The sequence below is a fragment of the Brasilonema sp. UFV-L1 genome (genome assembly GCF_012912105.1).
Lineage (GTDB): Bacteria > Cyanobacteriota > Cyanobacteriia > Cyanobacteriales > Nostocaceae > Brasilonema.
The window spans coordinates 1-13363 of sequence record NZ_QMEA01000099.1 but is presented as its reverse complement, the minus strand read 5'-3'; the positions used below and the strand labels follow the sequence as shown (position 1 = coordinate 13363).

General features: G+C 42.4%; 9 protein-coding genes and 1 pseudogene. 4 read left to right on the top strand and 6 right to left on the bottom strand.

The window, feature by feature from the left end; all coding sequences use genetic code 11:
• Window positions 1-314 precede the first annotated feature (314 nt).
• Entirely contained in the window at window positions 315-1415 is a 1101-nt protein-coding gene (aroF, locus tag DP117_RS24020; protein ID WP_169220756.1) for a 3-deoxy-7-phosphoheptulonate synthase, read from the bottom strand.
• A gap of 1301 nt (window positions 1416-2716) precedes the next feature.
• Here aroF and DP117_RS24015 point away from each other — a divergent pair.
• Complete coding sequence (locus tag DP117_RS24015) at window positions 2717-3535, top strand: hypothetical protein (RefSeq protein WP_169220755.1); 819 nt, start codon at window positions 2717-2719, stop codon at window positions 3533-3535.
• Between the two features lie 40 nt (window positions 3536-3575).
• Here the strand turns inward: DP117_RS24015 and DP117_RS24010 are convergent, their stop codons facing one another.
• On the bottom strand, window positions 3576-4562 hold the full coding sequence (locus DP117_RS24010; protein WP_169220754.1) for a 50S ribosomal protein L11 methyltransferase: 987 nt from the start codon (window positions 4560-4562) through the stop codon (window positions 3576-3578).
• Window positions 4563-5085: 523 nt separating this feature from the next.
• On the opposite strand from DP117_RS24010, the gene DP117_RS24005 reads away from it, so the two are divergent.
• A complete protein-coding gene (locus DP117_RS24005; RefSeq protein WP_169220753.1) occupies window positions 5086-5415 on the top strand; it encodes an AzlD domain-containing protein in 330 nt (109 codons plus the stop codon).
• Between the two features lie 132 nt (window positions 5416-5547).
• Here DP117_RS24005 and cysE read toward each other — a convergent pair whose 3' ends face one another.
• Window positions 5548-6273: a serine O-acetyltransferase gene (gene cysE, locus DP117_RS24000; RefSeq protein ID WP_169220752.1), complete on the bottom strand. Its 726-nt coding sequence runs from the start codon at window positions 6271-6273 to the stop codon at window positions 5548-5550.
• A 268-nt stretch (window positions 6274-6541) separates the two neighbouring features.
• Between cysE and DP117_RS23995 the strand changes: the two genes are divergently transcribed.
• On the top strand, window positions 6542-6997 hold the full coding sequence (locus tag DP117_RS23995; protein WP_169220751.1) for an Rrf2 family transcriptional regulator: 456 nt from the start codon (window positions 6542-6544) through the stop codon (window positions 6995-6997).
• A gap of 265 nt (window positions 6998-7262) precedes the next feature.
• Here the strand turns inward: DP117_RS23995 and DP117_RS23990 are convergent, their stop codons facing one another.
• Complete coding sequence (locus DP117_RS23990) at window positions 7263-7682, bottom strand: DUF202 domain-containing protein (protein ID WP_169220789.1); 420 nt, start codon at window positions 7680-7682, stop codon at window positions 7263-7265.
• A gap of 499 nt (window positions 7683-8181) precedes the next feature.
• On the opposite strand from DP117_RS23990, the gene DP117_RS23985 reads away from it, so the two are divergent.
• A complete protein-coding gene (locus DP117_RS23985; RefSeq protein WP_169220750.1) occupies window positions 8182-11163 on the top strand; it encodes a filamentous hemagglutinin N-terminal domain-containing protein in 2982 nt (993 codons plus the stop codon).
• 415 nt (window positions 11164-11578) lie between these two features.
• Here the strand turns inward: DP117_RS23985 and DP117_RS23980 are convergent, their stop codons facing one another.
• A complete protein-coding gene (locus DP117_RS23980) occupies window positions 11579-12061 on the bottom strand; it encodes a GNAT family N-acetyltransferase (protein WP_169220749.1) in 483 nt (160 codons plus the stop codon).
• A 132-nt stretch (window positions 12062-12193) separates the two neighbouring features.
• Window positions 12194-13363 (bottom strand): annotated as a pseudogene (locus DP117_RS35550) (serine/threonine protein kinase); the annotation flags it as partial.

Here is a 13363-nt window from a genome sequence, read left to right as displayed (position 1 = left end):
GTGAGTGACAGGAATAAACTTACAAACATCCTGGCAAGATTTAAAAACTTGGCAACGAAAACTCTGCACCAGTTGATAACCCGCAATCACACTCAAATTCAAACAGGTTGAATCTTTTTTTTTGAATTTTGAATTTTGAATTCCCTAAGTGCTTGAGCATTTATATCAAGTCCGGGTGATTAATTGTCATTCTGAACGAAGTGTTAGCGTAGCGTGTCTGAAAGACATAGAATCTCCCTTGATACTTCGCTACACTACGTTTCGCTCAGTATGACAGACATATTTTTTTTATAAGTGATTAACCGGACTTGATATTACTTAGCTGAATCAACAAACTCATGAAGCCAATGAGTTGACATTGTAGTTGCGAATGGTAGCATTGTCCAACGACCAAAGAACTTAGCAAGAGGAGCGATTTCCAACATAAGTTGCTCAAATTTTTCAGGTGTTAAAGATTGAGGACCATCTGAAAGTGCTTTAGCAGGGTTAGGGTGAACCTCAATCATCAACGAATCTGCACCTACAGCAATCGAGGCGATCGCCATCGACGGGACAAATTCTGATTTCCCAGTCGCATGACTCGGATCAATCATAATCGGTAAGTGAGTCAGAGAGCGCAAAACTGGGATTGCAGAAATATCCAACACATTACGAGTGTACTTTTGGTCAAAGCTGCGAATACCACGTTCGCACAGAATAACATTGGGATTACCAGCTGCCAAAATATACTCAGCTGCCATCAACCATTCTTCAATCGTGGCAGAAAGTCCCCGCTTTAACAACACAGGTTTACCAGTCGCACCCACCTTCCGTAGCAGTGGGAAATTCTGCATATTGCGTGCGCCAATTTGCACTACATCCGCCACAGATGCAACTTTATCCAAATCAGCTGTATCCATAACTTCTGTAATAATACCCAGTCCAGTCACTTCACGAGCCTTAGCCAACAATTCTAAAGCACTCTCACCATGACCTTGGAAAGCATAAGGTGAAGTCCGGGGTTTGTATGCACCACCACGCAAAAACTTAGCTCCTGCAGCCTTGCAAATCAAAGCTGTTTCGACAATCATTTCTTCGTTTTCAACAGAACAAGGTCCAGCAACAACAACGACAGGATGGTTTTGACCAAAAGTGACTGCACCATTGGGTGTTTGGACAACAACTTCACTATATTCACCATGACGAAATTCTAAAGAAGCTCGTTTGAATGGCTTTTTCACTCGAAGAACTTGTTCAATAAAAGGACTAAGTTGTTGAATTTGTTCCGGATTGAGAGATGCTGTATCACCTACTAAACCGATGACAACTTTATCCTTACCAACAGATTTATCTGGTGTAATATTCTGATTGGAGAGTTCATCACAGACGCGTTCAATTTCTGATAATGGAGTTTGGTATTTCATAATAATAATCATTGTTTTAATCCTCCTAAATTTTGACTTGAGTCTTTGTAGTTAGCTGTAGTGCTTCAACAGCAATCAGCCGTTTTGGCTTTTGACCTTTGAAAGTAGTCAGGAGTCAGGAGCCAGGAGCCAGAATGGCAAGTGGCGACTGGCGGATGACTTGGGGGTTCAAGCCCCCAACTCCGTTATGAAAATAAAAAAAGAGTTGTTTCGAGACACGTAGTGCGATGAAACAAAGCGTCAAAATCAAATCCCCGTGGAAAAATTCGGTAAAAAACGGAGTCAGCCTTATTAGAACGAGTACTCGTGGGTGCCGACAGTGAAACTAGACAAAGGAGCCAGTCTCGTGCGCGGGTTAAGCGCGTTGAGAGACCTGGCGTGCTGACTCCGTTTTTTATGGATTCATGCGTCCCCTAAATTTATTTATGGGGATGTATTCTGAATTCTGAATCAGGACTTGCTGACTCCTTCTTAATGTAATTTTGTTTCTTAATAGAGACTACATTATGATTTTCTATTTTTCCGGTTTCAACAAGTCAGAAAAGGTCAGATAAAGTCATTAGAATAGTCATATTAATATAAATAAAGATGGAAGGACGGGTTGTTAACTTTTTTAAAAACAAAAATAATTTAGCCGAGCATGACTATATATAGTCAAGGTTATCAGTCCTCTTTCAGAGGATGTTTTTCCTGTAAACCACTGCGCCACCTCCTTAACTTGTCCCTGAACTGGCACAACAACACCAGCAGCACGACTTGCCTGGTCCACCGCCAGGTCAGTGTAGGTAGTTCACTTTATTCATAATTGAATTAAGAATGTTATGGGTTGGCAGATTGCAAATTATTGATTTTGATGTTACCCATAAATTCTTTGTTTGCTATTGGTATAAAAAAATACACTTTAATTGACGTTAAATTTTATAATAAACAAAAAATTTTTGTCAACATAGACATCTAACTATGGCTGGAAGATTTCTGTCTTGTGACCGGAGGCGGAACATAGGCATGGCTGTGCTCCTTGTTCAACCTATCGTCGATAGGAAGATAAGAATCTATCGATAGTATTGGCAATTTCTTTGATTGGATATGAACTATATTACCTCAGTAAGAAGAGAAAATGACATGGATTCGCTAATATTATGCTTGCATATCTTCCAAGACTCAATTTGATATTTCTTTATGTGGATAGCTAGATGAAAAAGTGCATTTTGATTTGTAGGAATAGTCCTTAGTATTCTTGCTTTTTATTGAATAAGTGTGATATTTAATTTTTTAGACTAACAAGAAAACCTTGAATAAAAAACTCTGAGCGTATGAATAACCAAGAGATGAAAAACAAAGTCAATCGTGAAACGAATTTTTTACTTCAAAAGCTTTGGGACGCAAAAGTTCTCGTTTCTATAATATTGATCGCACTAGTGGCTAGAGTTGGTTTTAGCAGTGATACACCAGCTCCTGCACCAGTTGTTAATACATATGAAGTCAGCAAAAACACAAAAAATTTTGTTGGTGAAACTGTGACAGTGAGAAGCCAACCGATTCAAAAAGTTGGTTTAACCTCTTTTACAGTGAGTGATCAGAGATTATTAAGTGGCGAACCTATAGTAGTGGTGAATGCTTCGGGTTTACCTTTTGATTTACCTACTGACAGTCAAACAAGAGTTCAAGTTACGGGTGATGTTCGTAACTTAGATATTTCAAACATTGAGCGCGATTATAAGCTTAATTTAGAGGACGAATCTTATAAAAACTACATCAATAAACCTGCGATTATTGCTAAGTCAATTTTATTAGCGCCAAGACCTGGACAAATTACCAAAAACCCTAGCAAGTACTATGGCACAAGGGTTGCAATTACGGGCGATGTTGATAACATTCAAAGTCCCGTTTTGTTCACAGTAGATGAAAGCTACTCGCTAGGTGCGGAAGATTTGTTGGTTTTATTAGTCGGAACACCAAAAAAGGTGATTAACAAAAATCAGACAGTAGGGATGGTGGGTGTTGTTCGTCCGTTTGTCGCTGCAGATATTGAACGAGACTACGGTATAACTTGGGATGAGAGGGTGAGACGACAGTTGGAAGCAGATTACAGAAATAAGCCTGTGTTCGTTGCTGAGACTGTGTACCCATAGCTAAAACTATAGGGCTAGAGTTGCCTCATCTGTCTCGTTGCTATACAAGGCGATGGGCAAATCCAACCCACTCGTCTAATCGTTCACAATCAACAACCTTAAATCCTGCTTCTGCTAAAGCTGCGTTAACATCATCCTCATGATCTTTCGTAAAACCAGCGGTAATCAGAAGTCCAGCGTGTGCATGAGTTTGATCATAAGTTTGACGCAGTGCGCGCTGAAAATCATCAGCAAGAGCAATATGTACCCTTGCTAAAATATTTGCAACAATGAGGTCAAAAGCTTTTGTAGCGTTAATATTTGGCACATTGTCGGTGGTGTTTTTGCCCATCCAATGTCCCATATCACTTCCCGCCCCCAAGCTTCCTTTCATGACTGTGACTTGCTGGTCTACCCCATTACGAAGTACGGTGTCTTGAGTGGCTTGTACAGCAATACTATCGTTGTCCAGTGCTAAGACATTTGCCCCAAGCTTTGCCATTGCCACACTCAGAATACCTGAACCTGATCCAAAATCAAGGACATTCATACTAGGAACAATGTACCGCTCAAGCAGTCGGAGGCTGATAATCGTTGCTGGATGTAAACCGCTGCCAAAAGAGAGCGTTGTCTTTATTCTTAAGATGATGTCGTCTGCTGTCTGCGATTGTAATGGTGCATCAGCAGTCAGCACAATGAAGCGTTTCCCAATTCGATGAACTCTGGAGTGAAGTCCGTCTGTGTCAGTGGGTTTCTCTTCAACCACACTCGTCTGTATTGCAGTTGTTAATCCAGTACGGTGTAAAGGCGAGAGCAGATGAACGATTTTTTCTACACGTGTCCTCGACTGGGTATCTAGTGGTAGATATAAGTAAACAGTGAATGTCCATCGAGGGTGTGTGATATCGTGGGCAACTGGGTGGGGTTGGTTCGATTCTGTATATTCTACGATATTTACGTCATCAATATCGATAGTCTCTGCAAGCAGCGTACAGACCCAATCAATAGCCTCGTGTGTTGTATCGAGGCTTAACTCTATCCACGGCATATTTTCTTTTTCCTGCAAGCTGGGGACTAGATTTCGCTATGTGTGTAACGTTCATCGGCATGGTTGTTCCCTACCTCATCACTCAGCCAATGGTTGTAACGGTCATGGTGACAGGGATAGTTTCAGTATGGGTTGGGCAAACCCTTGACAAGGATGGACAACCCTTGTATTTTTGCGGCCTCCAGTCAACTAGTTTTACCCAAATTCTTGGGTAGGGCCCAACGGGAGAACCAGTCGCCTCAACGGGGGGAACCCCCCGATAGCGCAGCGTGCCCGTAGGGCATAGCTTTGATCGGAGGAAACCTCCGCTCAAACAACTCTTGGCACGGCGCTGGATTCACCGCAAAAATACACCCAGATTTTGGGTTTTACGAGTAGACATTGTATAGGGTTGTCCATCCAAGGCTCATGGAAAATGAAGCGGTACATTCGCTACCACATCAATTGAGCTTAATTGTAGCAGTGTTGGCAGGTATCTTAGCGGGAGTTGGAACAGAAAAAATTCAATTAAAAAGGTCGCGCCATGAATGAACTGTGTCTTATCGTTGGAATGGCACTGATAACGTTTTTCATTCGTTATGGATTGCTTGGGATGAGTAGTCGGATTAAGCTGTCTGCTTCCATGACGCAAATGCTCCGCTATATCCCTCCTGCAGTTTTAACAGCAATTGTGGTTCCTACAGTTCTTATAAGTAGTAAGGGTGAAGTGATGCTCAGTTATACCAATGCTCGTTTGATGGGAGCGATCGCTGCAATTTTGATCAGCTTTTACACAAGGAATTTGCTATTAACTATAGTGTTGGGAATGCTGGTATTTTTTTGTTGGCAGTGGCTTCTTGTGCAACTGAGTTAAAGCTTTTACAAAGTAGGTAAATTTCATTCTTTGAAAATGCGATACGCGCAGCGTCAAGCCTCCGGCTTATCGCAGTACTGTAAGCAAAGCTGTGATCGCATTCATCCATTAAATGGCGATCGCCCTCATCACCTAAATCCCCGCACCATCTAAAAACTCTGAAATCACCAAATCACTATTACACTTACCATTGTTCGTTTGTGAGTTGCTGACTTGCAATGCGTGTAAAGATGACTGCATCTCTAACTGTTGGATTTGTTTTTCTAAAACTTTAACTCGTTCAAATAAGACGCGAATGACTTCTGCTTCCACATCTCGCAGTTTATTGTGAGCAAGAACATCGGCGTTTTCATAGTCTTGACGAGTCACACGCCCTGGAACTCCTACGACTGTTGTGTGGCTAGGCACATCTCGCAGGACAACTGAACCTGCTCCGATACGAACATGATCTCCTATATTAATGTTACCTAATACTTTGGCACCTGCTCCTACAACAACATGATTGCCAACAGTAGGATGGCGCTTTCCTGTCTCTTTGCCAGTACCACCTAGGGTAACTCCTTGGTAAATTAAGCTGTAGTCACCCACCACAGCTGTCTCACCAATCACCACTCCCATACCATGATCAATAAAAACTCCCGTACCAATTTTTGCTCCGGGGTGAATCTCAATTCCTGTAAAAAACCGACTGATATGAGAGATCAACCGAGGTATGAAGGGAATCCCCGTTTGATAAAGCCAATGTGCCACTCGATGAAAGAGTATAGCTTGAAAACCTGGGTAACAGAACAACACTTCCAGCCAGTTACGGGCTGCTGGATCACGCTCATAAATCGTTCGCAAATCAGCAAGTAGCATAATCTGTTCCTATCTAGGGAAGTTCATAAGCAATTCAAAATATGCTCCTACACCAAATCTCAACAGACAAACTAGATGTGTCAGTTATGTCATCAATTATGTCATTTGTAGAAAGTGCGTTAGATAAGCTACGGTAAGTCGATACAATTACGATTTTTTTTTGATTAACCTGTGAGACCTTATCACATCGAGACATTGCCGTTAAGGATTAATTTATCATAAAATTACGATTAATGCATCGACTAACGGTAGTATGTAGAGTAAAAACTTGAATAGCCAAAACTACAACCTTTTGGATCTGTCTTCCAAAGTTGAATACGCGCTGCTAGCACTTTTAGAACTAGCAAGTAACAAGGGAAAAAAAACCCCTTTAACTATGAGTGAAATTACTACTAAGCAACCGATACCTGAGCGCTATCTAGAACAAATTCTGACCAGTTTGCGGCGCGCAGGTTTGGTAAAGAGTCATCGAGGTTCGCGAGGAGGCTTTGTTTTGGCGCGTGAACCTTGGCAAATCACCTTACTGGAGATTGTCACTTTAGTGGAAGGAGAACGCAAAGAGAAAGAACCACTCGTTAATCCCACTTTGGAAAGGAATTTGGTTCACGAAATCTGGGAGCAAGCCAACATTGCTTGTGTTAAAGTTTTGCACAACTATACACTCCAAGATTTGTGTCAACAAAGAGATGCTCGTTTGCAAGAAGGTCCAATGTATTACATTTAACAGGGAGCAGTTATCAGTGAAAGCATAATTCCTGAGTCAGGAGTCAGGAGTCAGGAGTCAGGAGTCAGGAGTCAGGAGTAAAAAGGCATTTCTGTCTGGCGTTTAGACATTAGTATTGTATTTTAAGCACAGGTAATTATTGTATCAGTTTTATCAATTTTGTAACGGTCCCTCTACGCCTGAGCAAAGACGTTGGTGGTACACCGTCGTGCAGCGCTGGTGTACCGTGTACTAACCTTAGTCCTAAAATCTACACCTAGTTTTGTTACTCAACTATGACTGTGTTTAATGATTCCAAAGGTATTGTGAAGACGTAATAGACAACTCCAATTCCAAGAAGTATAACAGCAAGACTAGAGAGGATAATCCATCGGTCTGCAGGTTCGTAGGTATCCTGATCGATATCACGGCGCACAACAAGGTAATGCTGAGTTGACAGCATAACTGTCAACAAACCAACTAATGAAAAGGCTAAACCTAACTTCCAACCATCACCAGGGGATTGAGGTGCAAGAGGAGGACGAAGGATGCGCAAGCGGACAATCACAACACCAAACCCCATCAAGGAAATTCCAGTTCTCATCCATGCAAGATAGGTACGTTCATTTGCTAAATGTTCCCGCACTCTATCTGAACTGGGTTTTTTCAACTTTTCTTTTTCTGAAACTTCTTCATTAACTTGCATAAATTTGAATGGTAGCTGCATGGATAAAAGACTGAACAAGGCGGTGTTGCAATTTCTGACAATACTTTTTACGTTGCCTACTAACTCTTCAACTAGTAGCCAGGAGTGGAATTTAGGTAACTCAACAATATTGCCATAATAATTAGTGACTAAAGTATTCTAATGCAACATGTAACAGTCGGTAAAGCTCTCTGGTTCCTATGCTCTGGATGGGAACGCACTACCGTGGGCTGCTGTCTCCTGCTGAATGATATTCAGGCAACAGCCCACAGTTATGTATCCCCGCTCAATGTCAGGGAACTAGAATGAGAAAGTTACGATTTCTTGATAGAAAGCAATCATAATTGTCGTAAAATTTACAACATTTTGTCAAAAAATCTTACAAACCATCATCGGAGCTTAAAAACCTGTTATTAGTATTCAAGAGCAACTATTTTGACTCGTCCTAATTACAGTCTTTTTCCCAACCTCATAATCATGAACTTGTAAGGTAATGAGTATGAAACAGGTGCATCACAGACTCTTTTTCCTCGCCTTACCTCTAGCAACCATCGCAACTTTTGCGCCACTCACCACAGCAATAGCGCAAGTTTCTGCGGATGGAACTGTATCCACCACAGTTACCACTCCTGATGGCAAAAATTTTGATATCAATGATGGTACAACAAGAGGAGCAAACCTTTTTCATAGTTTCAAAGATTTTTCTGTACCCACAGGTGGTTCGGCTAACTTCAACAATGCAGCTAATATACAAAACATTATTAGCCGGGTGACGGGTGGTTCGATTTCTAATATTGATGGTTTGATTAAAGCCAATGGCACAGCTAACTTATTTTTACTCAATCCTGCGGGGATTCTTTTTGGACCAAATGCCAGATTAAATATTGGTGGTTCATTTTTGGGGAGTACGGCGAAGAGTTTTGTGTTTGATAATGGGTTTGAGTTTAGTGCGACTAATCCGCAAGCACCACCATTGTTAACTATAAATCTTCCAATTGGGTTGAGGTATGGGGAGAATCCTCAACCGATTCAGGTACAAGGACCGGGGCACGGAGTTGACTATAATAATGTTATCAACTCACTAAACCGTGACAAATTTGACTCGAGCGTTACGGGATTGCAAGTCAGTCCAGGAAAAACCTTAGCACTCGTAGGAGGGAATGTCTCACTTGAGGGTGGTGTACTCAGGTCACAAGGAGGACGTATTGAAATCGGCAGTTTTGACAGCAATCAGGTTGTGAATCTTGTCCCAGCACAAGAAGGTTTTTCACTTGGTTATCAAGGCACACCCAGTTTTCGAGACATCCAGTTTTCTGGTCAATCGTTCGTGAATGTCACAGGAGATGGCGGTGGTTCGATCGCGCTTACAGCTAAGAATATCAATGTCACCGATAAATCAATTCTCTTATCTGATACGCTTGCTGATAGAAATGGGGGAGATATTAGCATTGTCGGTGACTCTATAGTTTTCAATCAGTCTGGCGTCACCTCTGACACCTTCGGTTTAGGAAACAGCGGACAAATTACACTGGAAGCTAACAACATCAAGTTAGAGAATAGCAGTAGTCTGAGTATTCAGACACATGACAAAGGTGACGCGGGAAATATCAACATTAGTGCAAATTCTTTTCGGCTTGAAGGAAAGATTCTTAGCGAGGCGCGGGAAAATAGCACAGGTCGGGGTGGAGAAATCAACATTACCGCAGGCTCTCTGGAATTACTAAAAAATAATACAGAAAATAGGACAAAAGATACAGTTATATCTACAGCCACTTATGGTAAGGGTGACGCTGGAGACATCAACCTTACTGTTAAAGGTCCATTGACTACAGCCGCCGGTACAGGTATAAGTACCCTATCCGATAACACGGGGAACGCTGGCAAAATCAACATTAATGCAAATTCTTTGCAGATGGACGGCTCGTTTTTCACTAGCACGGTGAAAAACGCAGATCAAGCTGGAGAAATCAACTTTAATGTCGCAGACTCTCTTGTGATCAACAAAACAACTATAACGACTAGCACCTCTGGCACGGGTGACGCGGGAAAAATCAACATCCGTGCAAATTCTTTTCGGCTTGGAGGAAAGATTCTTAGCGAGGCACAGAACAATAGCACAGGTCGGGGTGGAGAAATCAACATTACCGTAGGCTCTCTGGAATTACCAAAAAATACAGAACAAGAAGGTACAGTTATATCTACAGCCACTGATGGTAAGGGTAACGCTGGAGACATTAACCTTACTGTTAAAGGTCTATTGACTACAGCCGTCGGTACAGGTATAAGTACCGAATCCAATGACACGGGGAACGCTGGCAAAATCAACATCAATGCAAATTCTTTGCAGATGGACACCTCAAGTGTCTCTAGCACGGCGAAAAACGCAGGTCAAGCTGGAGAAATCAACTTTAATGTAGCAGACTCTGTTGTGATCAACAAAACAAGTATAACGACTAACACCTTTGGCACGGGTGACGCGGGAAAAATCAACATCCGTGCAAATTCTTTTCGGCTTGAAGGAGTTATTCAAAGCGAGGCGCAGGAAAATAGCACAGGTCGGGGTGGAGAAATCAAGATTACCGCACGCTCTCTGGAAGTACTACAAAATCCACCAGATACAGCATATATATCTACAGCCACTAAAGGTAAAGGTGACGCTGGAAACATCAACATTACTGTTAAAGGTCCATTGACTGTAGCCGGCGGTGCAAATATAACTACCAACTCCTCTGGCGCGGGTAACGCTGGTAATTTGGAGATTGTGGCTGATACTATTAAGGTTGATAACAGTTCGCTTGAAGCTAACACGAGTGGGGGACAAGGCAACATTACCGTGAATTCTCGCGATTTAATCTTGCGCAACAACGGCAAAATCACCACTAATGCCACTGGCACGGCTGATGGAGGCAACATTAAGATTAACACTAACAACCTAGTTGTCCTGGAAAATAGCAAAATCACTGCCAATGCCCAGCTAGGTTATGGAGGGAATGTCATCATTACAACTAAAGGAGGCAGATTTCTTTCACCAGATACCGTCATCTCTGCTACTTCTGAAGCTGGTGCCCAGTTCAGTGGTACGGTGCAATTTAACACACCCGAGATTGACCCCAGCCAAGGGTTATTTGAATTATTAGAGACTGTTATCGACCCAGCAGAGCAAATAGCTCAAAATCCCTGTCTACGAGGAGGTGGCGAATTTCTCATCACCGGACGTGGTGGATTTCCAACTGATCCAAAGGAAGTCATCAGTGGTGACAATGTACGTGTGGATTTAGTCAAGCCCGTCGCCAGTAAGGTGAGTTCAACAAGTACAACTCATCATCAGCCATCTAAGCGTCCAACTGACAAACCCATAATACCAGCACGAGGATGGATATTTAATGAAAAAGGTGAGGTGGTGCTGGTCGCTTATGATCCTACCAAAACTGGTGTACAACGAGAGCCGCAAACATCTACGAGTTGTGCTGCGGCGAAATAACCCCGCGACAACCAACCTGCTTTCTACCCAATTGATACGTGTATTGCATTCATGACTTACACCTCACCCCGCCCTAACGGGCACCCCTCTCCTTACTAAGGAGAGGGGATGGGGGTGAGGTTTTTACAACTTGGTATCAAAACTGCCAGCCAAAGCGCAATACGGTTGCTGTTAGGGCCCAATGGTGGCAATTTTCAGTGTGTAGAACGACGGGATGCAACTGCGCCACTTGCGTGCGCGGTGACGACAACAGAAGTGCGGGAGGGTTTCCCGACAACAGGCAACTGGCGGAACGCGCAGCGAGACCGGAGGTCTTCCCCGAAGGGGTTTCCCCGTTGAGCGATGTGGCGTTCTCTACAATGGTTGATGCTAAATCAATTCTGTTTAATTGAACCGTATTGAGCCAAAGCAAGGATTACTGTAATCCCAACTCAAGTTCCTCATATAACTTGTAGCCTGTGTCTTTCATACCTAAAGCTTCATAAGTTTTTTGTGCAACAGTATTTTGATGCTCCACATAAAGTCTAAAACCACATATTCTTAGTTCATTTTGTTCTTTTCTAGCTTTTTCTTTCACAAACTCGTAGAGTCTTCGATAAATCCCTTGACGACGAAATTCTGGCTTAACGTAAACACTTTGTATCCACCAAAATATCCCATTTCGCCAGTCGCTCCACTCTGTTGTCACCATCAGAGAACCTGCAACTTTATTCTGATTTTCTGCAACAATATAAAAACCCAAAATCGGATTTTTCAATAACGTTTCTACACCAGCAGTGACAATTTCTATAGAGAGGTCTTTATTCTCGGTTTCAAGTGCTGTTGCTCGATTAAATTCAACCAAGACATCCAAATCATCAGATTTTGCCAAACGAATTAAAAACTTATTTTCTACCATTTTCCTTTAGATAAGTTGTGAACACAGAAGAAACCGAGACCAAAAATGTATTCACTGAAAACACAAGCTTTTTTTCTTGAAATTCTCAATTCAGAAGCTAATTTACCGGCTTAACTTGGAATTTTGTATTGCTTATTGTGTTGTCGGTGTCGGTGTGGGCGTAGATGTCGGTGAGGATGTCGGTGTGGGCGTAGATGTCGGTGTCGGTGTGGGCGTAGGTGTTGGTGTATCTGTAGGCGTGGGTTCTGTAGGCGTGGGTGAGGATGTTGGTGTCGGTATCGGTATCGGTATCGCTGTAACTGTAGGAGTAGGCGTGGATGTCGGTGAGGGTATTGGTGTGGGTGTGACTGTTTCTATAGGAGTTGGTGTAGGCGATGGAGGTGGGGCAGGATTTTCTGCGGTGATGACAAGCGTATAATTTGACGTTTTCGACCCTGTAGAAACAATACTATATTCATAAAATCCAGTTTCTGGAAGTTTAATAGATAAAGTGCGTCGTGTAGAATCTTCCAAAAATCGGAATTTTCCACTAGGGGAATACACGGAAAGTAAATTTTTAGAATTACCATCCAGCTTGACTTTCATCAATTGCTCTTCTTGAAGCTCAGCGATAAAAACTTTACCTTCTCCTGGTTTAAGGGTGCCACTCACTCTACTACTGATGGCACCTTTGTCAAAAACGATTTTCTTAAAAGCACTGCCAGCAAGGATAGCATTGAGTTTGTCAGCAACAAACCCTTGCCAGACTTGTCCAATTGGCTGCTCGATAAAATTCTTGCCGCGCTGTTCTGGAAATTGCTGCAAAAAAGCAGCATCTGCTAAATCATATAAAGAGCGACTACCAACGTTGATTTGGTTAACTTCCACTTTAGCGCGATCGCGCTCTGCTTGCGTGAAACTACCCAATTGTTTCCGTGCATTCGAACTCAATACCGCGAGCTTTTCCAGCAATTCATCTGCCATGCTGTCCCATTGTGTCCGCAGTTCAGCATCTTCTGGCTTATCTGTCAAGGTGCGGTTGCGTAAACTTGGATTTTTTTCCCAAAAAACTTGATTGACTAAGCTAGTAAAGAATTTATTGTCGATACCCAGTTGTTGACGGCGTTCATCTAATTTTCCCTTACGTTGTCGTTCTTCTAAGGAAAGTTTTGGATCATTACGCCAGAGGGATGAAGAATCAAATAATTGATTTGCTCCCCATATACCTACACCAACAGCAGTAGCCATTACTACCGCTATGGCTATGATTTTACCAGGTGTCCACCAACTTGTGGTGCGAGTGGGGGGAGGTAGGGACTGTCT